The sequence below is a fragment of the Pantoea ananatis PA13 genome, from assembly GCF_000233595.1.
GTDB classification, from domain to species: domain Bacteria; phylum Pseudomonadota; class Gammaproteobacteria; order Enterobacterales; family Enterobacteriaceae; genus Pantoea; species Pantoea ananatis.
In genome coordinates, this window is the sequence record NC_017554.1 from 896,890 (window position 1) to 917,596 (window position 20,707).

Genomic DNA, 20,707 nt, shown 5'->3' on the forward strand with positions numbered 1-20,707 from the left:
ATGGCAGGGTTCTGATAATTCAGGAGAGGGAATGATGATTATGCAGCCTGTCGTACCACTTCCGCCCGACCCGCATATGTGCAGCAGCGATGAAAAGCAGACCCGCAGCCCGCTGTCGCTCTATTCTGAATATCAGCGCATGGATATCGAACTGCGTCCGCCGCTGGCCATGACCACCAGCCACTGGCACGGTCAGGTTGAGGTGAATGTGCCCTTTGACGGTGACGTGGAGTACCTCATTAATAACGAGGTCGTTCAGATCAAGCAGGGTTACATCACCCTGTTTTGGGCCTGTACGCCACATCAACTCACCCGTCCCGGACGCTGCCAGAACATGGCTATTCTGAACCTGCCGATGCATCTGTTTTTGTCCTGGCCGCTCGACAGGGAGTTAATCAATCATGTCACCCACGGCATGGTGATTAAATCTGTGGCGAAGCAGCAGCTCAGCGGCTTTGAAGTGCAGCGCTGGCAGCAGGAGCTGAACAGTCCCGACGAACAGATTCGCCAGCTTGCCGTTGATGAAATTGGTCTGATGCTTAAGCGCTTTAGTTTGTCGGGATGGCAGCCGGTGCTGGTGAACAAAACGTCGCGCACGCACAAGAACAGCGTTTCGCGCCACGCTCAGTTTTATGTCAGCCAGATGCTGGAGTTTATCGCAGATAACTACGATCAGGCTTTAACCATCAATGACGTGGCCGAACACGTTAAACTCAATGCGAATTATGCGATGGGCATTTTTCAGCGCGTGATGCAGCTGACGCTAAAACAGTACATCACGGCCATGCGGATCAATCATGTCAGGGCGCTCCTGAGCGATACCGATATCACCGTTCTGGATGTGGCGCTGACGGCCGGTTTCCGCTCCAGCAGCCGTTTTTACAGCACGTTTGCCAGGTATGTTGGCATGTCTCCTCAGCAGTACCGCAAGCTGAGCCAGCAGCGGCGGCAGACAATGTCTTTATAAGTTTCCGATAGCGTTGGCCGTCTTTGCCTGCAGGCTGGCATCATAACAAGGAAATTTTTGCGGTTTACTCTACACTCAGGCAGGAAATTGCGCTTCAGGGCACGCAGGAATAAAGCAGAACGTGGCAAAGGCTTGCTTCTGCTTTTGAACTTTGCATAATGCCCGTTTCCCAGAACAGGCAAACCAGCAGGCTTCAACATGATTAATGATGTCATCACCCCGGAATTTGATGAGAATGGACGCCCGTTGCGTCGGATTCGCAGTTTTGTGCGCCGCCAGGGCCGCTTAACCAAAGGCCAGCAGTTGGCGCTGGATAACTACTGGCCAGAGATGGGTGTTGAATATCAGCCTGATCCCGTAGATTTGCCCGCGCTGTTTGGCCGCGAAGCCCCGGTAACGCTGGAGATCGGCTTTGGCATGGGGGCCTCGCTGGTGACCATGGCGCAAAACACTCCCCACCAAAACTTCCTGGGAATTGAAGTGCACGCGCCAGGCGTAGGTGCCTGCCTGGCCTCGGCGAAAGAAGCCGACGTCAGCAATCTGCGCGTGATGTGCCATGATGCGGTTGAAGTGCTGGAAAAGATGATCCCTGATAACTCACTGCGCATGGTTCAGCTGTTCTTTCCCGATCCGTGGCACAAAGCCCGTCACAATAAACGCCGTATCGTGCAGGTGCCTTTCGCCGAGTTGGTGATGCGTAAGCTCAAGCTGGGTGGCGTATTCCATATGGCAACCGACTGGGAAGCTTATGCAGAACATATGCTTGAGGTCATGAGCAGCATCGCAGGTTATCGTAACCTGTCTGAAGATAGCACCTATGTGCCGCGTCCTGAAACGCGTCCATTGACAAAATTTGAGCAGCGCGGGCAGCGTTTAGGCCATGGCGTATGGGATTTAATGTTTGAGAGGGTGAAATAATGGCCACACAACGCAGCCGCCGTTTACGTAAAAAATTACATATCGATGAATTCCAGGAACTGGGCTTTTCCGTGGCCTGGCGTTTTCCTGAAGGCACGTCTGAAAGTGACATCGATGAAACCCTGAACCAGTTCATCAACGAAGCGATCGATCCTAATGGTCTGGCTTACGATGGCAGCGGTTATCTGGCGTGGGAAGGGCTGATTTGCCTGCAGCAAACCGGTAAATGCACCGATGAGCATCGTGAACTCGTGCGCAAGTGGCTGGAAGACCGCAAGCTGCAGGATGTGAAAGTTACCGAACTCTTTGACGTCTGGTGGGACTAAGTTACCAGCAGTGTCGCTTTCACACCCAGACAGGGAGATTGTATGATTCGTAACGCGCTGGTCGCCGGCCTTTTACTGGCGGCAACGCAGGCCCAGGCTGCCTGGGAGTGCAGTGTCAAACCGCAGGATGATGTTGTGATTACGCCACAAAGCGTGCAGGTGGTGGGCGCAAATGGCAATCTGCAGATATCGACGCTAGGGGATGTGCAGTTCAACGGTCAGAAGATGGCCCTGAACGCCGCTAACCGTCAGAAGGCGATTGATTATCAAAATGCCTTACGCCGCGATCTTCCCTGGATCGATAACGGAGCAACATCCCGTCTGGAGAAAGGGCGTGCCGCGCTGGATAACATCATTACTCAGCAGGTTGGCGAATCCAGCCGGTTACATAGCCGACTGGCTACGCTGAATACGCAGTTAAAAACCCAGATGAACCGTATTATTGAGCATCGCAGCGATGGTTTAACCTTCCATCATCAGGCGATCGATCAGGTGCGTGCCGATGGTCAACAACTGGTTAATCAGGCGATGGGCGGTATTCTGCAGGACAGCATCAATGAGATGGGCAGCAAGGCGATGTCCAACGGTGGCGGTAGCGGTTTGCAGGGCTTGATGGGCAATCTTGGCGGCCTGCAAAACGCCATTCAGAGCGAGTGGAACAATCAGGAAGCCGATTTCCAGCAGTTTGGCAAAGCGGTTTGTAACCGGGTGATTACGCTTGAGAATGACCGTAAAGCCCTGGTCGGTTCGCTGAAATAGTACTTTTCAGACGGCCTGCGCCGCCTGGTCGTCTGCCTTTCATCCTGAACGTCACGCCGCCACGGGCTGGCGTTTTTCTGCTTTAGCACGTTGTTGAAAAAAGGGGCTGGAGTCAGCCCCTGATGCCTGTCAATCGTTGTTGGCCTCTTTGACGACCGTTTTGCTACGGGCGACATAGTTATAGATAACCAGCAGGGCAAAAATTCCAGTGATCACCATGGTAATGGTCCCTTTATCAAGGAATCTGGCCATATTCCCCAACAGAATCCCCGTGACGCCGAAATCGGTGTCTGAGAAGGTGGTATTCGTCAGGCCGATGGCGCCCAGAACAGGCAATAAGGCGACCGGGAGGAAGGTAATCAGAATACCGTGGGCAAAGGCACCTAACATGGCCCCGCGTTTCCCGCCGGTAGCATTACCAAAAACGCCTGCGGTTGCGCCGCAGAAAAAGTGCGGTACCACGCCAGGCAGAATTAATATCCAGTGCAGCTGTCCCAGAATAAAAAGCCCGACCAGGCCGCCGATAAAGCTGGAAATAAAACCGACCAGAACGGCGTTAGGCGCATAGGGGAACACAATAGGGCAGTCGAGTGCCGGACGCGCGCTTGGCACCAACTTCTCTGAAAACCCGGTAAACGCCGGCACAATTTCGGCCAGAATCAAACGCACGCCCTGGAGGATAATAAAAACACCGGCAGCGAAGGTAATGGCCTGCACAAAGGAGTACACCAGATAGTTTTGCCCGTGGCTGAACTGACTCTCCACGTATTCTCTGCCTGCCGAAATGGACAAAATAAAATAGATGACCATCATCGTCAGGGAAATAGAGATGGTGCTGTCACGCAAAAAACTCAGGTTTTTTGGCATGTTCATCTCTTCGGTGGATTTAGAACCTTTGCCCACCAGAGAACCTATCCAGCCCGACAGGACATAGCCAACCGTACCGGTGTGCGCCAGCGCGACCTGATCGTGCCCAATGATTTTACGCATGTAGGGCTGCGCCAGTGCCGGGAAAAAGGCCATTAACATGCCCAGCGTCAGCGAGCCGGTATAGATAAGCTGCACGCCCTCGAAACCCGCCACCGAGAGAATAATCGCGATCATGCAGGCCATATAAAAAGTGACATGACCAGAGAGGTAGATATATTTCAGACGCGTAAAGCGGGCGACGGTAATATTGGCCACCATGCCGAAGGCCATAATCAGCGTCGTGGGCGCACCATACTTCGCCAGGGCGATAGAAACCATCGCCTCGTTATTGGGAATAATGCCCTGGACGTTGAACGCGTGTTTGAAAATATCCCCCAGCGGCGTCAGCGATCCCACTAACACCGTGGCACCGCCTGCCAGTACTAAAAAACCCAGGATGGTTTTTACCGTACCCTTTATCACATCCGGCAGCGGTTTACGTTGCGCTATCAGACCGAACATGGCGACCAGCCCGACCAGAATAGAGGGGACCTTCAGCACGTCGACAACTACCAGTAAAAGGTTTTGTATAAACATAATAACCTCAGCGGTAAGTGTTCTTTTTTAAGTGGGTGACAGGGTTATTTATTGAAGTAGTCGCGAATTTTCTGCTCAACTTCCTTCAGGTCGATAATGTTATTGATAATGATGACTTTTTCCGGTGGCAGGTTAGCGCTGTAGGCGATGTCTTTTGCCATCACGAACACATCCGCTACGTCTGGCGTGACCGAACCGAGATCGGCGTGTTCAACGTCTGCCGTCATATCCATCGCTTTAAGCACTTTTTTGATGTTCATTTCCATCATGAAGCTGCTTCCCAGGCCTGAACCACAAACTGCCATAATTTTCATAAAAACCTCTTTTAATTTTAACGAGTTAACGGGATATGCTGTCTGCTAACAACAGGGCACAGAGTGCGTGTTGGCTTTGTGCCTGATAAACGCGTTCCATCACGTCGTCATCGGTAAGCACCTCAGCCAGCTGGGAGATCATCTCAATGTGGCTGTTGCTGTCAGGGGCGGAGAACATAAAAAGGATATCGACAGGATCATTCTCTCCTGCATCAAAGGTGACCGGGTTAGCCAGCTTGACTACGGATAATCCCAACTTTTTGGCACCCTGCTCAGGGCGGGCATGCGGCATGGCAATGCGCGGCGCAATAACGAAGTAGGGACCGGTTTCCTGTTTGAGGCGGATGATGGTGTCAATGTAATCCTGTGAAATCGCCCCCTCATTAAGAAGAGGATCGCCCGCGACCTGAATCGCGGCTTTCCAGTCGGATACGCGCTCAATATATTGAATTTTTTCAGCATTCAGCCATTGGGTCAGATTCGGCATACAATGTCCTGGATAAAAGGTTAGGCAAAAAAGTCAGCCAGCTGGCTTCCAGAATTCATCAAGCTGTACAGTCATCTTTCTCTGTTTATCCCTGCGTTCTTGCCTTTTTTATTTCATCTGACAAAACCACTCACGGCAGAGGGATAAACGAATATGACGTTAACTTACTCTAAAACAAGGTATTAATTTAAGTTGCACTCGTCAGTTCTGACAATTTGCTGTTGCAAAAACCGGCTTGTACGTATAGACATGTTTAAGCTGTCTAGTCATCTTGATGATGCACCTCGACCTGTACAGATACAATATGCAAGAATCATTTCTGGCGGGGCGCGTGGGGTTTGAGTGCAAAATCGTTAGCTGGATCACATCTGGATCTTTGCTCACGGGCACGTCGTGACGAAAACCGGGCCTGCAGGGTTTGCTGCAGGGCACCGCAGGCACGGGCACACTATTCGGGAATATGCTGATGTTCGATGGCATTACAGAGAAGCAAAAAGAGGTAGTCGACTATATCCTGACAAAGATCATGCAGGATGGACTGCTGCCGGGCGATAAGCTGGACACGGAAATCGCGATTGCTAAGAACATTGGTATTACCCGGGCGACGGTGCGGGAAGCCACCCGCATTCTTATTGAGCAACAGCGTATTTATCGGGTGAAAGGCTCCGGACTGTTCGTGGGGTCCATCGGCAAGAGTAATCACTCAGGCCGGTTTCATGCGCTTTCCCCGTTTGATTATCAGGCACACAAAAAAGGGCATAAAGCGGTCAGGAAGGTGCTGACTGCCAGCATCATTAAAGTGCCCGGGCCGGATATGGCGCAGGCTTTACGCATCAAGAACAGTGACCAGATTTACAAAATTGTTCGTCTGATGTGTTTTGATGACATCCCCGTTGCGCTGGAATATATCCACCTGCCTGTCAGCCTGTTTAGCAGCATGGAGTTTGGACGACTGGAGATCTCAAAATATTCGTACATTGAACAGATCACCGGCAAGAAAATTCAGCGTCGCGATCAGCAACTGAATGCCATCAATGTTACCGATGGTGAGCAGCTCAGACTATTGAATTTTAATGCGAATGAGGCGGCGCTGGAGATCAACGAAACCGTCTATCTGGATGATGGTATGCCCTGTGAGGTCAACATCGCCATTATAAATACGAAGCTGTTACAACTGAGACAGAATACCGAACGCGGTTGATGTTCGCGCAAACGGCCCGGTCGCTTTAGTGATGCTTCCGGGCCAGAATGCACTAGGCTTCCGCTAAAAACAGCTCCAGCAACGAGTTCAGAAACAGTTTCCCTTTCTCTGTAATCTGCCAGTGTTCCGGCGATTCAGTGATGTAACCTGCGGCAATGGCCTCGTCGAGCTGTGGGCGAATCAGCGTTTCATGCAGCCCGGTATAGCGGCTAAAGTCTGCACGCGGCGCCGCCTCCAGCAGACGAAAACGGTTCATGAAGAACTCAAAAGGCTTATCCTCGTCTGCAACGTCGTACTGCTTATCGAGATAATTGCCCTTCATAAAGCCACGCGGATGGCGCACTTTTACGGTACGGACAATACGGCCATCTGGCTGAGTCAGTTTGCCATGCGCACCACAACCAATGCCCAGATAATCGCCAAAGCGCCAGTAGTTCAGGTTGTGCTCACAGCGGTAGCCCGGTTTAGCATAGGCCGAGGTTTCGTATTGCTCATAACCTGCCGCAGTCAGCAACTGGTGGCCCTGCTCAAAAATATCCCATAGCGCATCATCATCCGGTAGGGTTGGCGGGCGAGAGCCAAACAGCGTATTGGGCTCAATCGTCAGCTGATACCAGGAGAGATGCGGCGGGTTGAGCGCAATCGCCTGGCGCAAATCATCCAGCGCCTCGGCCAGCGACTGATCGGGCAGGCCGTGCATCAGGTCAAGGTTGAAGCTGCGCAGCCCTAAACCCTGTGCCAGTGCTGCGGCACGCTTCGCTTCTTCCGGTCCGTGAATACGGCCCAGACGTTCCAGTTTCTGCGGGCTGAAGCTCTGGACACCAATCGAGATTCGGTTAATACCGGCGCGTTGATAGGCGCTGAAGCGATCCGCTTCCACCGTGCCCGGATTGGCTTCCATCGTGACTTCAGCATCGGCTGTCAGCGTCAGCCGCTCGCGTACGCCATCCATCAACATCTGCATGGCGCTGCTGCTTAACAGGCTTGGCGTCCCGCCGCCAATAAAGATCGTGCGAACCTCACGACCCTGAATCAGCGGCAGGTCGTGTTCAAGATCGCGCAGCAGGTGCTGCACATACTCAACGTGCGGCACCTCATCCTTTAATGCGTGAGAATTAAAATCGCAGTAGGGGCATTTCTGTACACACCAGGGAATGTGGATGTACAAACTCAGAGGCGGTAAATCAGGCATTACGCATCGCTTCCAGTAACAGCGTCAATGCTTTACCACGATGAGAGACTTTTCCTTTCTCTGCCTTAGTCAGTTCGGCTGCAGTTTTACCCAGTGCCGGAACCCAGAACACCGGATCGTAACCAAAGCCACCTTCACCGGATGCCGTTCGGGTAATTTCCCCTTCCCAGGCACCGTGGAAGACCAGCGGCGTTGGGTCGGCAGCATGACGTAGATAAACCAGCACGCAGTGAAACTGCGCCTGACGTTGTCCGTCAGGCGTGTTTTCCAGAGCCTGAAGCAGCTTTTCCAGGTTCTGCTGGTCGCTGGCGTCTTCACCAGCATAGCGGGCTGAGTAGATCCCGGGCGCGCCACCCAGCGCATTCACGGCTAGGCCAGAGTCATCTGCGATAGCCGGCAGGCCGGTCACCTGCGCGGCATGGCGCGCTTTCAGGATGGCATTTTCAATAAAGGTCAGGCCGGTTTCCTCGGCGGATTCCACGCCAAGTTCGGTTTGCGCCACGACATCCAGACCAAAGTCAGCGAGCAGATCCGCCAGCTCACGTACTTTGCCGGGATTGCCGGTGGCAAGAACAACTTTTTGCATAACAGTTCCAGTTTGATTCATTTACAGCAAATACCAGAGACCCGGGAACAGATCCATGCCAAGGAAATTCAGGGCATACAGCACCAGAATCACGATCATGGCTGAGAAGTCAATGCCGCCCATGGCAGGAAGAATACGACGAATCGGCGCCATTAACGGCTCGGTCAACTGAATCAGCACATAGTCCATCGGGCCGCGGCCCTGACTGATCCAGCTCATCAGGGAGCGAATGATAATGACCCAGAACACCAGATAACCCGCAGATTTAAACAGCGACAGCAGGCCAACCAGCAAATTCGTGGGATCGACAGAGAATACGCCGACCTGAATCAGCAGCAGAAGAGGATATTTAAGCGTTGTCAGCACAAAGGCCAACAGCAGGGAGGCCGTATCAATCGGACCCAGAGCCGGAAGGATACGACGCAGGGGTTTTACAATCGGCTGAGTAATCTTCACGACAAACTGCGCAAGCGGGTTATAAAAATCACAACGTGACCACTGCATCCAGATGCGCAGCAGCAGCACCATGACGTAGAGATCGATTAGCGTTTTTACTAAAAACGTCATTGTTAACATGAAGTTCCTCAATTATTGTTGTGAAGGTTGTGTGTAATCTCGCGCGCCAAAAATGGCGGTGCCAATGCGCACCATCGTACTGCCAGCGGCAATTGCCGCCTCCATGTCATCGCTCATCCCAAGGGAAAGCGTATCAACGTCGCTATACTGCTGTTTAAGCTGGTCAAAAGCATCAGCCATTTGCTGGCATACCGCCAGCTGTCGCTGATAATCTTCTTCGGGTGCCGGAATCGCCATCAGCCCGCGCAAACGCAAACGCGGCATTGTCAGGATGTCCTGAGCCAGTCCGGCAACCGCCTCCAGCATGATGCCAGATTTGCTGTTTTCATCACTGATATTTACCTGGATTAAGACATTGAGCGGCGGCAGATGTTCAGGCCGCTGATCGTTAAGACGCTGTGCGATCTTCTGACGATCGACCGTATGACACCAGGCAAAGTGTTCAGCGACCAGGCGGCTTTTATTGGACTGCAGCGGGCCAATGAAGTGCCAGGTCAAGGCAGGATGTGAGGTCAGTGACTGAATCTTTTCAACCCCTTCCTGAACGTAATTCTCACCAAAATCGATCTGTCCCGCCGCTGCGGCTTCTTCGACCGCGCTCGAAGGCTTTGTTTTGCTCACTGCAAGTAGCGTAATTTCTTCTGGCGACCGGCCGCAACGGGTTGCAGCAGCAGCGATTCGCTGACGGACTTGCTGTAAGTTGTGCTGGATTGAAGTCATAGTCTGGAGATCAAAATGGATTTGGATGAATTAGTGGAGCTTAGTGTAAAGCATAACGCCGCCGATCTGCACCTTTGTAACGGACATTCGCCGTACTGGCGCCGTCAGGGCGGGCTTGAAACGCTGCCCGGCCAGCCCATCCTGCCATCCGACTGGATGGCGCGATTTACCTCGTCATGGCTGGACAGCGAACAGCAGCAGGTGCTGAAGCGAGAAGGGCAGTTGGATTTCGCCTTAACACTGGTTAACGGGCAGCGCCTGCGCGCGAACCTGTTTATGCAGCGCAACGGGCTGTCTCTGGCGCTGCGTATTATTGCCAGCCGCTGTCCTTCGCTTGCGGATTTACGCCTTCCGCAGGTTGTGCCCACCTTGCTGAACAAACAGGACGGGCTGATTTTGATTACCGGCGCGACCGGTAGCGGTAAATCCACCACGCTCGCCGCCATGGTCGATGCCATCAACCGGCAGCAGGCCCGTCATATTCTCACGCTGGAAGATCCGATTGAGTTTATTCATCACAGCCAGCAGTCCCTGATTCAACAGCGCGAAGTGGGGCTGCATTGCCGCTCGTTTAGTCTGGGCCTGAAAGCGGCCTTACGTGAAGATCCCGATGTGATTATGCTGGGAGAGTTACGCGACAGCGATACCATTCGCCAGGCATTAACCGCGGCAGAAACCGGACATCTGGTGCTGGCGACGTTGCATACGCGCGGCGCAGTCCAGGCGGTGGATCGGCTGGTGGATGTGTTCCCTGCAGATGAAAAGGCGCTGATACGCACCCAACTGGCGGGCAGTCTGAAAGCCGTTATTGCGCAGCAGCTGGTTTCAGCCACAGATGAGACACGCGTGGGGCTGTTTGAGGTGCTGATTGCCACCAGCGCGGTGGTCAATCTGATTCGGGAAGGCAAAATGCATCAGATTCCCGCTATTTTGCAAACCGGCGCGCAGGCCGGAATGCAAACCTTTGAGCAGAGTCGCTTAGCCCGTCAGGCCGAAGGGGTGATTCATTAATGGGTTTCAAACCAGTCCTGCAGGATAATCGCCGCTGACTGGGAATCGACTGAACCTTTATTCAGGGCACGATAGCCACCCCGTTCAAACAAACCGGCGCGCGCTTCAACGGTGCTGAGGCGCTCATCCTGTAGCTCAACGCGAATACCAAAACGGCCATGCAGGCGATTCGCAAACTTACGGGCGCGGGCTGTTAAAGGTTGCTCGGTGCCGTCCATGTTCAGTGGCAAACCCACCACAACAAAGTCGGGCTGCCACTCTTTAAGCAGCTTTTCAATTTGCAGCCAGTCTGGCGTCCCGTCCTGCGCCTTAATCGCGCTTAACGGACGGGCGCTGCCCGTCAGCTGCTGACCAACCGCAACGCCGATGCTTTTGGTGCCGAAGTCAAAACCTAACAACGTTTGTGTATTCATCAGGCGTGACCTGCATCGCTGGCCATGTTGTGAATATCAATGCCCATACTGCGCGCGGCTTCACGCCAGCGCTCGGCGATGGGCGTCTGGAACAAAATATTACTGTTAGCCGGTGTGGTCAGCCAGGCGTTCTCCATCAGCTCATTTTCAAGCTGGTCTTTTTCCCAGGCACAATAACCCAGCGCGACCAGCACATGATCGGGCTGTGAGGCTGTACCGATCGCTTCCAGCACGTCACGTGAGGTGGTAATCACGGTGTTGTCTGAAACCCGAATGCTGGAAGTAAAGGTGCGCTGTGCCGAGTGCAGGATAAAGCCCCGATCTTCCGCCAGCGGACCACCGCTGAACACCGGCTTATCAAGATTGATAGCCGGATCGCGGTTATCTTCGGCGATCTTGAGCTTTTTCAGAATGCCTTCAACCGTCAGGTTTTCCATCGGCTTATTGATAATCAGCCCCATTGCCCCTTCTTCGTTATGCTCACAAACGTAGACGACAGAACGTTTAAAAAAGGGATCTTGCAACGATGGCATGGCAATTAAAAAGTGATGCTGTAAATTCATTCTCACATGCTTTACCAAAGATAACCGGTGCGTGATTGCTGCACCGGTGTTGGGTTGATCACGGAGCATGGCCCCAGCGTTATGCTCAGCTCAGGCGCTTCTCAATGGCGTCCATCAGCATACTGGTGATGGAGACAGGGAAGGCGGCCTCAATTTCACGAATGCATGTTGGGCTGGTCACGTTAACTTCAGTCAGTCTATCACCAATAATGTCGAGGCCCACAAAAATCAGGCCTTTGGCCTTCAGTGTTGGACCGACGCGGCGGGCGATTTCCCAGTCACTTTCGCTCAGCGGGCGCGCTTCACCGCGTCCGCCAGCCGCCAGGTTTCCACGGGTTTCTCCCCCTTGGGGAATACGCGCCAGACAATAAGGAACCGGTTCGCCATCCACCACCAGCACGCGCTTATCACCGTCTTTGATAGCCGGCAGGTAGTTTTGCGCCATGCAGTAACGGCTTTCATGTTCAGTCAGGGTTTCAGCGATAACGCCGAAATTCGGATCGTCCTGCTTCACACGGAAAATAGAGGCGCCGCCCATGCCGTCCAGCGGTTTCATGATGACGTCGCCATGCTCTTGCCAGAACGCCCGCAGCTGTTGCTTAGAACGCGTGACCAGGGTGTCCGGCGTGAATTCAGCAAACCAGGCGGTATACAGTTTTTCGTTACAGTCGCGCAGGCTTTGCGGCTTGTTGACGATCAGCGTGCCCTGCTCTTCAGCCCGTTCCAGGATGTAGGTACAGTAGATAAACTCGGTGTCAAACGGCGGGTCTTTACGCATCAATACGACGTTGAGATCGGCCAGTTTAATCTGCTGCTCACTGCCAAACTGATACCAACTTTCGGCATTCTGTTCCACGCTAAGCAGGCGAGTGCGGGCGTAAGCCACACCACCGCGCAGGGAGAGATCGTTCATCTCCATGTAGTGGATTTCGTAACCCCGGCGCTGTGCTTCCAGCAGCATTGCAAAGCTGGAGTCTTTTTTAATGTTGATGGATGAGATTGGGTCCATCACGATGCCAAGCTTGATCATTATTATCTCCTGAAGGAGGCGGCGGTTACCGTCTCGTTTCGTTCGGGCAAAAAGGGGCTGAGCAGTCAGAACGCGATGTTGATTACAGGCGTCCCAGTGGAGCTAAAAGTATCGCTTAACCCAGGTCACCAAACCTCACCTGAAGTGCCGTAATGGCAGTCAGGGCCGTTGTTTCGGTACGTAAAACCCGTGGGCCAAGCAGAATATCGGTAAAACCGTGCTGCGCCGTCATGGCAATTTCGTCAGCTGAAAGCCCGCCTTCCGGACCAATCAGCAGGCGAACGCGCTCAACCGGCTGAGGCAATGTGTTGATGCTATGGCTGGCGCGCGGGTGCAGGTTCAGTTTTAACCCACTTTCCGCTTCACTGCACCAGGCTTCCAGTGCCATGGCCGGACGGATTTCGGGTACCCGGTTACGACCACACTGCTCGCAGGCGGCAACAGCAATCTTTTGCCACTGCTGAATTTTTTTTGCCAGGCGTTCGGCATCCAGTTTGACACCACAGCGTTCAGAAAACAGCGGCGTAATAACATTAACGCCCAGTTCGATTGATTTCTGGATGGTAAATTCCATTTTTTCGCCGCGAGACATGACCTGACCGAGATGCAGATGGAGGGGCGACTCGCGATCGTCTTCCTGACTTGCCGTGATGGATACTTTTACACGTTTTTTATCAACATGCGTGATTTCTGCAGCGAAAGTCAGATTACTGCCATCAAAGAGTTCTAAATGCTGTCCGCTGGTCATACGCAGCACGCGACCAACATGACCGGACGCGTCTTCATCAAGCGTGATTTCACTGCCAACATGAACAGGCTGTGAGTGATAAATGCGAGGTATGCGCATAATGTCCCTGAGAGCTAAACGCCGCGAGGTTGACGCGGCGGGGCTGTGAAACAGTTAGTTTAGGGCAGGGATTTTAACGCGTGCAAGCCTCAAGCACATAAGGATTATGATTCCCCTGTACGCGAGCGATGCGCTGGTCGCGCTCGCATTCCCATTTGCTGACCGGATAGAGCTTGTTCCAGGCTGTAAATAACTGCGTTTGCTGACGTGACAGACGCAGATGATACTGGTCGCGCATATAGAAGTAAGTCCGGGCGATCGCGCCACGGGCCCGTTCGGGCGGCTGCGCCTGCTTGTTTTTAAAATCAATCTGCATGCTGCACTGACCGTACTGTTTATCCGTACCGTTCCACTGACTGTAGGCATAGTTACCGCGATCGCCATTCACTTCACCGATTGCCGGCTGCAGATTATGCAGGTCGGTTTCGATACGGCGATAGTCGGCATCTTTGCTGCAATTTTTGCGGCCGCCGTTCTGCCAGCACTGACGTTGATGGCCGAACTCCCAGGCGGGCATCACGTGTTCCCACTCGATACGTGCGGCGCGGTGGGCATTTTTGCGCGGCTGGTAGCCACAGCTGTTCAGATCAGGCTCCCCCTTTTTGCCGTGCCAGGTAATTTTACAGCCACAGTAAAAGCTGCCGGGCGCATCGTCATTAATCTCTGCGGCGTAGGCTTTTGCCTGTTGAAAATTATTTTGATGATAGTTGTTGAGGTTTAGGGCCTGGCTGTTAAAAGACGCGAGTAACAGTGCAGTCGTGATGAGAAATTTGCGAGACATGTTCCAGTTTTACCCCTGGTCCTTAAAAGGGCGGCAGGGTAACAGAATGCCTGCTCAGGCGGAATGAGAATCCGCTCAGGAAAGGGGAAAAACCTCGGCTTTCAATAGGCTACCGCAGTGAACGCAGCGGTACTCGCTTTCGCCGCGAACGACACGATTATGGCGCCTCACGGTAAGCTGGTGCTGTTGACACTGGCAGCGATAAGCAAAGGTGCGGCTGCGCACCGACTCGACCTCAAACTGATGGGTGCGCCGCGCCGGCACGCCCAGCACAGTCTCCATCATCCATTTCCACTCTTTGCCATGCGGTGCAACGCGGCCGAAGGTTTTCCACACCAGCAAATGGGCCAGCTCATGGGGAACGACCTCATCAATAAAGGCCTGCTGATTTTCCATCAGCAGGACAGGATTCAGGCGGATTTCCCATTTTTCCAGCCAGGCCGTTCCGGCAGCCGTGCCGCGCTGCTGATAAACCAGCCTGGGTTCGGGATAATGTTGTTCGAGCTTTTCATTTGCCCGTTCGAGCCCACTACGCAGGGCGCGCATAACGGCTTGTTGTAGGGCAATGGGAAGACGGGATGTTTTCATGGCGCTCAGCATAAGCGGCAGCGGCGTGGAACTCAACTCAACAGCAATATCGGTCCTGCAAAAAAGTCGTACCCGCCGAACCCGACGGGCAGACATGACATTATTTTAATGGAACTGCCTTATTGTCTGAGCCAGTTGCTGCGCCTGATCCTCAAGTGAGCTGGACGCCGCTGACATCTGCTGAACCAGCGCAGCGTTTTGCTGGGTCGTGCCATCCATTTCATTGACCGCGATGGTCACCTGCGCAATACCGCGGGCTTGCTCATCGGATGCAGCAACGATTTCACCAATGATGCGCTGCACTGATGAAACGGCATTTGTCATCTCATGCATGGTTTTGCCTGCATCGTTGACCAGCACAACGCCATTTTCAACCCGAACAACTGATTCCTCAATCAGGGCGGAAATATCTTTCACGGCGCTGGTTGTCCGCTGCGCGAGATTCCGGACTTCGGCGGCTACGACCGCAAAGCCGCGCCCCTGTTCGCCTGCGCGTGCAGCTTCAACAGCAGCATTAAGTGCCAGAATGTTGGTCTGAAACGCGATGCTGTTAATCAGCGTGGTGATATCACCGATTTTCTTTGAACTTTCATCAATCTGCGCCATGGTAGTGACCACCTGATCGACCAGGGTTTCCCCCCGGCTGGCGATGCGCGTGGCATTTTCAGTCAGGCTCGTTGCCTGCTGTGCATTATCCGCGTTCATGCGGATAGCTGCACTAATCTGCTCCATGCTCGCGGCAGTTTCTTCCAGTGCAGCAGCCTGTTCCTCGGTGCGTGAGGCGAGGTTGAGGTTTGCACCGGCAATTTCGCCCGCTCCCTGCTGGACCGAGGTGCTGGCGTCTTTGATTTGTCCCACAATGCTCTGCAACTGTGTCTGCATGGTGTTGAGGGCATAAAACAGGCTGCTGCTGTCGCCTGGCGCAACCTGAATGCCATTGTTTAACTGACCTTCAGCAACGGCCAGCGCAATGCGCGCCGCCTCTTCGGGTTCACCGCCAAGATGACGCATCACTTTACGGTTGAATAACAGACCCAGCACGGCCCCCACGGAAAGGATACTGACAATCATCAGCGCAATAGCCCAGTAAAGCTGCTTGTCAGCCGCCGCCATTACCTGGCTGACGGGTGCCACAATCCCTACATACCAGGGTTTCGTGTTGTTGCCCACGCTTATCGGGTACCAGGTGTACATGGCATTTTCTTTCAGTACGGGATCGTACTGTTCTGTCACTGCCGTACGGTAGCTGTTGCTGTTTCCATGCCATTTTTTGCCGGCTTCACCTGCATTGGGGGAGGAAATCACGTTGCCGCTGTTCGAAAGCAGCAGCGCGTAGCCGGTTTCGTGCCAGGGTTTGATCTGGTTTACTTTTTTCTGGATGGCGGAAAGCAGGATATCGGAACTGACAACCAGCTTCAGTTTGTCATTGACCATAACAGGGGTAGCCACCGAGGTTAACCACTCTGGTTTTGCGCCATCATAAGCGAAGCTGTAAGGCTCAATCAGGGTGTCCTTTTGCGTTTCTTTCGGCAGTAAATAGTAATTACCGGCCCCCGGCTGCAGAAAGTCCAGTGCCGGATTCATTTTGTAGCGCCCGTCTTTGTCCCGGTCAACATACCAGGCATAGCGACCACCCGGTGGCGTTCCCTGCGGCCCGACAAAGGCACTGTCACGGCCATCAAAGGCATCGGGTTCAAACACTACGGTCATCGACACAAAGTCAGGGTTTTTATTCAATGCATATTCCATCAGCTTGTCGGCAACTTTGCGATCATTTATCCCTGCTGCAGGCAGGGCAGCAAGGCTTTGCCCCAGGTTTTGAGCGGCATCCAATGCATGCGTCAGTTCCTGCTGAATTTGCCCGGCGTGACTAGCAGCAATTTGCTGCAGGTAGTTAGCGGCAAGAGATTTTTGTTCTTTCGAGGACTGCCAACTGAGTAATCCGATGGTCGCAGTAAACCCCACGACGATCGTCATTCCGCCTGCCAGCAGCATCTGAGCACGGGTGCTCATCGTCTTTTTAGGGCTGGTATTGTTCATGCTATTTCCTGGTCAACGCGAAGTCTGAAAAAAGCTTTTTATAATGAAAACGTCAGGTAATTTATCGGCGTATATTTTTTCGACTTTAATGAAAGAAAAGCGAAGCGGGGAGGTGCAAGCCAGTAACGGCAAGGTCTGGGCGTTGAAACGGTAGGATATTTTTCGTTGTCAGTTGTGGGTAAAGCGGCAAGAAAAAAGCCAGTCAGCTTACCTTGACTGGCTCTAGGGGACATATTGAGGAGGGCTTACTGACCGATATCGCGCAGCTTTTTACCTGCCATCAGATTACGTTCAATGTGCTCCAGCGAAACGTTTTTGGTTTCGGGAATCAACATCACCGTCAGGACGATGAAGAAGACGTTGAGCAGGCCGTAGACCCAGAAGGTCGGCGCATTGCCCAGCGTATTCAGCATGGTCAGGAAGGTTGCGCCGACAATCATGTTGGCGATCCAGTTAGTCGTGGTTGAAACAGTGATACCGAAATCGCGTCCTTTCAGAGGCTGAATTTCAGAACACAGAACCCAGATCAGCGGACCGGCTGACATGGCAAAGCCCACGATAAACATCAGCAGCATGCCAATGGCAAAGTACTGCGCACCTTGTGAATGAATGCCCATATGCAGCATGGTGCCAAGAACGCCCATACCGGCTGCCATCACCAGGAAGCCCAGAATCAAGGTAGGCTTACGGCCCCAGCGATCCACCAGACCGATAGCAATAAAGGTTGCCAGTACGTTAACCAGGCCGACAATCACCGTTCCCCACATCTGCTGGGTGGTATTCGCAAAACCCGCAATCTCAAAAATTTTCGGTGCGTAATACATGATGACGTTCATGCCGGTAAACTGTTGCATCACCTGCAGCAGAATGCCTAGGTACACCGCACGACGGAAGTGGCTGCTACTGGTAAATAATCCCCAGCCTGACTGTTTGATCTTCAGGCTTTCACGGATCTCATCCAGCTCGCGCTTCGCCTGCTCACTGGTATCACGCAGGCGATCCAGTACGCGTTGCGCATCACGGAAGTTTCCTTTCGCCGCCAGCCAGCGTGGGCTGTTTGGCAGAAAGAACACGCCGATCAGCAGCAGCAGGGCAGGAATGGTGATCACGCCCAGCATCCAGCGCCAGTTACCTGTGAAGCTGAACGCGGTATCGGAAAGGTACGCACCCAGAATACCGATGGTAATCATCAACTGATAAAGCGAGATCATACTGCCGCGGATTTTTTCAGGCGCAATCTCAGAAAGATAGAGCGGCGCAGTGTAAGAGGCTATACCGACCGCCAGGCCTAACAGCACGCGTGCGCTGATCAGCATTTCTGGGTTAGGTGCCATGGCTGACCACAGTGAGCCAATAACAAACAGGATCGCACCAGCCATCAGGCTTTTTTTACGCCCCAGACGCGATGACATCCAGCCGCTGCCGATAGCACCGATGGCCGCCCCGAACATCATTGAGCTGACAATCCACTCCTGTTGGTGTGCCGTAACGTTAAAGTCCTTCGCGATAAAGGGCAGTGCACCGGCGATAACGCCGATATCCAACCCAAACAGCAGGCCTGCAAGGGCTGCCAGAAAGCAGACAAATAAGGTCATTGCCTTATTTGAGGTTCTGCTTTTATGTGAATTGCCAGGCATGGTTGCCTCCAAAATTATCCATCATTGTTGTTATCGATGTTAAAAAACCTTATCTGGGCAAAAAGTGAGCCCGATCACATTGATGTAATCGCTTACACTTGCTGAAACCCTGAAATCCAGCATTTATAACCCAGAAAGGTCAAGTAACCAGTGAGGTATAGCACCCTCGAAGTTTCTGACAATGCCCTGTTTAACGCCTATCAGATGACGCTGAAAATAACGCATTTTAGGAAGAATAACTACGGCGATAAATTCCTAAATAGCCGATATCTAAAGCGTTTCAAATTGTAAGCGTTAACACATTAGCTGAGCACAGGCTGAGAGAAAGTGTAGCTGAGTTAAAAAAATGTGCAGGTGGGGGAAACTGAAGGCCCGAAAGGAATAAAAAGAAAAAAAAAGCCCCGCCGCGAGGCAGGGCTTTTTGAGACGTTTTCAGGCTTACAGGCCCGCAGCCTCACGCAACTGTTCTGCTTTGTCAGTTTTTTCCCAAGGGAAATGTTCGCGACCAAAGTGGCCATAGGCAGCGGTTTCTTTATAGATCGGATGCAGCAGATCCAGCATCTGAATCAGGCCGTAAGGACGCAGATCGAAGAACTCGCGCACCAGTAAGGTCAGCTGTTCAGTAGACACTTTCTCAGTGCCAAAGGTCTCGACCATGATGGAGGTCGGCTCGGCAACACCGATGGCGTAGGAAACCTGGATCTCACAACGATCGGCCAGACCCGCTGCCACGATGTTTTTTGCAACATAGCGGGCGGCATAGGCGGCTGAACGGTCAACTTTTGACGGGTCTTTGCCTGAGAAGGCGCCACCGCCGTGACGTGCCATACCGCCGTAGGTATCAACAATGATTTTGCGACCGGTCAGGCCACAGTCACCCATTGGGCCACCAATAACAAAACGGCCCGTTGGGTTGATGTGATATTTGGTGGATGCGCTCAGCCACTCGGCAGGCAGGACGGGCTTGATGATTTCTTCCATCACCGCTTCCTGCAGATCTTTTTGTGAGATCGCTTCACTGTGCTGAGTTGACAGAACGACCGCATCAATACCGACGATTTTGCCGTCGTCGTACTGGAAGGTCACCTGGCTTTTGGCATCCGGACGCAGCCATGGCAGCGTGCCGTTCTTACGCACTTCGGCCTGGCGCTGAACCAGACGGTGCGCATAGGTCACCGGGGCTGGCATCAGAACATCGGTTTCGTTTGTCGCATAGCCAAACATCAAACCCTGATCGCCCGCACCCTGTTCCAGTGGATCGCTACGGTCAACGCCCTGGTTGATATCCTGAGACTGTTTGCCAATAGCGCTTAATACTGCGCAGGAGTTGGCATCAAAGCCCATATCGGAATGAACATAGCCGATTTCACGTACGGTATTACGAGTGATTTCTTCAATATCAACCCAGGCGCTGGTGGTGATCTCACCGCCAACCAGAACCATACCGGTTTTAACGTACGTTTCGCAGGCCACGCGCGCTTTGGGATCCTGTTCCAGGATCGCATCAAGCACAGCATCAGAAATCTGGTCGGCGATTTTATCAGGATGTCCTTCGGATACGGACTCGGATGTAAAAAGATGTTTAGCCATTATGTTCTTTACCTTACCAATGGTTTGAATTCGACTGCATAGCGCAAGTGAGTATTAGCTGACTTAACGCCCCTTAAGGCAAAGCCGTGAGCAGTCAGGTAGTGTCAGCACGCAGGCCAACTCCGCCTGGATATTAACCTGTTTAGATGGAAAACCATCTGGACGTCTATTTTAGGTTACGCGGTGAGCGAATTACCAGCCCTTTTTGATGTTGCACTGTTAACTTTACGCGCAGCAGTGGAAAATCCTGCTGACAGCGCGTGCATTAAGCAAATAATCTCTTTGCTTTTTTTAGGCGCAAAATGTATAAAACGCCGCTGCGTTCTCAGCAGAAAAAAAGGATGACGCGCTTACCGCGTCGCGCCCGTCAGACAGCTGTCTGGCTTTCACCCTGGTGGTTTTCCACATGTCCAGGACATGTGCGGAGGTGATACGAGTAATGAGCCTTATCTTCTCTCTCCCGGCCTTTTCGCGTGCTGGCACGGCGCTGGCGTTATCCTGTTTCCCGTCCTTATTTCTCTTCTGCCGACATTTTATTAGTTTCGGTAATTATCCCGACACAAGCGCTGGTTAACCTCTGACGCGATAGCGGTTTATATCGTCCAGGCGGTGAGCGTCGTGAATTATTCGCGGCCCTTTTGTACCTGACGTGGCT

Annotated in this window: 22 protein-coding genes; 6 read left to right on the forward strand and 16 right to left on the reverse strand. The window is 52.9% G+C overall.

From position 1 onward, the window contains the following. The first annotated feature begins 34 nt into the window (after positions 1-34). The 4 genes from melR (at position 35) to PAGR_RS04380 (ending at position 2,970) form a co-directional block, all read left to right on the forward strand. Complete coding sequence (gene melR / locus PAGR_RS04365; protein ID WP_044042517.1) at positions 35-967, forward strand: transcriptional regulator MelR; 933 nt, start codon at positions 35-37, stop codon at positions 965-967. A 198-nt stretch (positions 968-1,165) separates the two neighbouring features. Next, positions 1,166-1,885, forward strand: a complete 720-nt coding sequence (gene trmB, locus PAGR_RS04370) for a tRNA (guanosine(46)-N7)-methyltransferase TrmB (RefSeq protein ID WP_013027102.1) — start codon at positions 1,166-1,168, stop codon at positions 1,883-1,885. Then, the gene (locus tag PAGR_RS04375; RefSeq protein WP_013027101.1) at positions 1,885-2,211 is read left to right on the forward strand and encodes a YggL family protein; all 327 of its coding nucleotides are present in this window, start codon (positions 1,885-1,887) and stop codon (positions 2,209-2,211) included. Before trmB ends, PAGR_RS04375 begins: the two co-directional genes overlap by 1 nt. A 42-nt stretch (positions 2,212-2,253) precedes the next feature. Then, positions 2,254-2,970, forward strand: a complete 717-nt coding sequence (locus PAGR_RS04380) for a YggN family protein (RefSeq protein ID WP_014605108.1) — start codon at positions 2,254-2,256, stop codon at positions 2,968-2,970. A 129-nt stretch (positions 2,971-3,099) separates the two neighbouring features. Here PAGR_RS04380 and ulaA read toward each other — a convergent pair whose 3' ends face one another. The 3 genes from ulaA to PAGR_RS04395 are packed head-to-tail and all read right to left on the reverse strand — an operon-like array spanning position 3,100 to position 5,277. Continuing rightward, a complete protein-coding gene (gene ulaA, locus PAGR_RS04385) occupies positions 3,100-4,476 on the reverse strand; it encodes a PTS ascorbate transporter subunit IIC (RefSeq protein WP_013027099.1) in 1,377 nt (458 codons plus the stop codon). A 44-nt stretch (positions 4,477-4,520) separates the two neighbouring features. Continuing rightward, the gene (locus PAGR_RS04390) at positions 4,521-4,790 is read right to left on the reverse strand and encodes a PTS sugar transporter subunit IIB (RefSeq protein ID WP_013027097.1); all 270 of its coding nucleotides are present in this window, start codon (positions 4,788-4,790) and stop codon (positions 4,521-4,523) included. A 25-nt stretch (positions 4,791-4,815) separates the two neighbouring features. After that, positions 4,816-5,277, reverse strand: coding sequence for a PTS sugar transporter subunit IIA (locus PAGR_RS04395; RefSeq protein ID WP_014605109.1), 462 nt, complete (start codon positions 5,275-5,277; stop codon positions 4,816-4,818). A 466-nt stretch (positions 5,278-5,743) separates the two neighbouring features. On the opposite strand from PAGR_RS04395, the gene PAGR_RS04400 reads away from it, so the two are divergent. Further along, positions 5,744-6,478: a GntR family transcriptional regulator gene (locus PAGR_RS04400; RefSeq protein ID WP_015699576.1), complete on the forward strand. Its 735-nt coding sequence runs from the start codon at positions 5,744-5,746 to the stop codon at positions 6,476-6,478. A 52-nt stretch (positions 6,479-6,530) separates the two neighbouring features. Here PAGR_RS04400 and hemW read toward each other — a convergent pair whose 3' ends face one another. From hemW to PAGR_RS04420, 4 genes are read right to left on the reverse strand one after another with little or no spacing between them, the layout of a single operon-like run. Beyond that, positions 6,531-7,670 (reverse strand): radical SAM family heme chaperone HemW, encoded by a 1,140-nt coding sequence (gene hemW / locus PAGR_RS04405; RefSeq protein ID WP_014594517.1) that lies wholly within the window; start codon positions 7,668-7,670, stop codon positions 6,531-6,533. Then, positions 7,663-8,256, reverse strand: coding sequence for an XTP/dITP diphosphatase (locus tag PAGR_RS04410; protein ID WP_014605110.1), 594 nt, complete (start codon positions 8,254-8,256; stop codon positions 7,663-7,665). The genes hemW and PAGR_RS04410 overlap by 8 nt, the downstream gene beginning before the upstream one ends. 21 nt (positions 8,257-8,277) lie before the next feature. Then, positions 8,278-8,832 (reverse strand): YggT family protein, encoded by a 555-nt coding sequence (locus PAGR_RS04415; RefSeq protein ID WP_014605111.1) that lies wholly within the window; start codon positions 8,830-8,832, stop codon positions 8,278-8,280. A gap of 12 nt (positions 8,833-8,844) precedes the next feature. Then, on the reverse strand, positions 8,845-9,552 hold the full coding sequence (locus PAGR_RS04420; protein ID WP_014605112.1) for a YggS family pyridoxal phosphate-dependent enzyme: 708 nt from the start codon (positions 9,550-9,552) through the stop codon (positions 8,845-8,847). A 15-nt stretch (positions 9,553-9,567) separates the two neighbouring features. On the opposite strand from PAGR_RS04420, the gene PAGR_RS04425 reads away from it, so the two are divergent. Continuing rightward, positions 9,568-10,563 carry a type IV pilus twitching motility protein PilT gene (locus PAGR_RS04425; RefSeq protein ID WP_014605113.1) on the forward strand — a complete coding sequence of 332 codons (996 nt, stop codon included), beginning with the start codon at positions 9,568-9,570 and terminating at the stop codon, positions 10,561-10,563. Here the strand turns inward: PAGR_RS04425 and ruvX are convergent. The 9 genes from ruvX to metK form a co-directional block, all read right to left on the reverse strand. After that, the gene (ruvX, locus tag PAGR_RS04430) at positions 10,560-10,976 is read right to left on the reverse strand and encodes a Holliday junction resolvase RuvX (protein WP_013027089.1); all 417 of its coding nucleotides are present in this window, start codon (positions 10,974-10,976) and stop codon (positions 10,560-10,562) included. The genes PAGR_RS04425 and ruvX overlap by 4 nt on opposite strands. Further along, a complete protein-coding gene (locus PAGR_RS04435; protein WP_019104764.1) occupies positions 10,976-11,539 on the reverse strand; it encodes a YqgE/AlgH family protein in 564 nt (187 codons plus the stop codon). The genes ruvX and PAGR_RS04435 overlap by 1 nt, the downstream gene beginning before the upstream one ends. Before the next feature lie 85 nt (positions 11,540-11,624). After that, positions 11,625-12,569: a glutathione synthase gene (gene gshB / locus PAGR_RS04440; RefSeq protein WP_014605114.1), complete on the reverse strand. Its 945-nt coding sequence runs from the start codon at positions 12,567-12,569 to the stop codon at positions 11,625-11,627. A 115-nt stretch (positions 12,570-12,684) separates the two neighbouring features. Next, the gene (rsmE, locus tag PAGR_RS04445; protein ID WP_014605115.1) at positions 12,685-13,416 is read right to left on the reverse strand and encodes a 16S rRNA (uracil(1498)-N(3))-methyltransferase; all 732 of its coding nucleotides are present in this window, start codon (positions 13,414-13,416) and stop codon (positions 12,685-12,687) included. 73 nt (positions 13,417-13,489) lie between these two features. Next, positions 13,490-14,197 carry a deoxyribonuclease I gene (gene endA, locus PAGR_RS04450; RefSeq protein ID WP_014594511.1) on the reverse strand — a complete coding sequence of 236 codons (708 nt, stop codon included), beginning with the start codon at positions 14,195-14,197 and terminating at the stop codon, positions 13,490-13,492. Positions 14,198-14,272: 75 nt separating this feature from the next. Continuing rightward, the gene (locus PAGR_RS04455; protein ID WP_042677525.1) at positions 14,273-14,785 is read right to left on the reverse strand and encodes a SprT family zinc-dependent metalloprotease; all 513 of its coding nucleotides are present in this window, start codon (positions 14,783-14,785) and stop codon (positions 14,273-14,275) included. A gap of 105 nt (positions 14,786-14,890) precedes the next feature. Beyond that, positions 14,891-16,825 (reverse strand): methyl-accepting chemotaxis protein, encoded by a 1,935-nt coding sequence (locus PAGR_RS04460; protein ID WP_014605117.1) that lies wholly within the window; start codon positions 16,823-16,825, stop codon positions 14,891-14,893. A 245-nt stretch (positions 16,826-17,070) separates the two neighbouring features. Then, positions 17,071-18,462: a sugar porter family MFS transporter gene (locus PAGR_RS04465; RefSeq protein ID WP_014594508.1), complete on the reverse strand. Its 1,392-nt coding sequence runs from the start codon at positions 18,460-18,462 to the stop codon at positions 17,071-17,073. A gap of 438 nt (positions 18,463-18,900) precedes the next feature. Continuing rightward, complete coding sequence (metK, locus tag PAGR_RS04470; protein WP_013027081.1) at positions 18,901-20,052, reverse strand: methionine adenosyltransferase; 1,152 nt, start codon at positions 20,050-20,052, stop codon at positions 18,901-18,903. Positions 20,053-20,707: the final 655 nt, after the last annotated feature.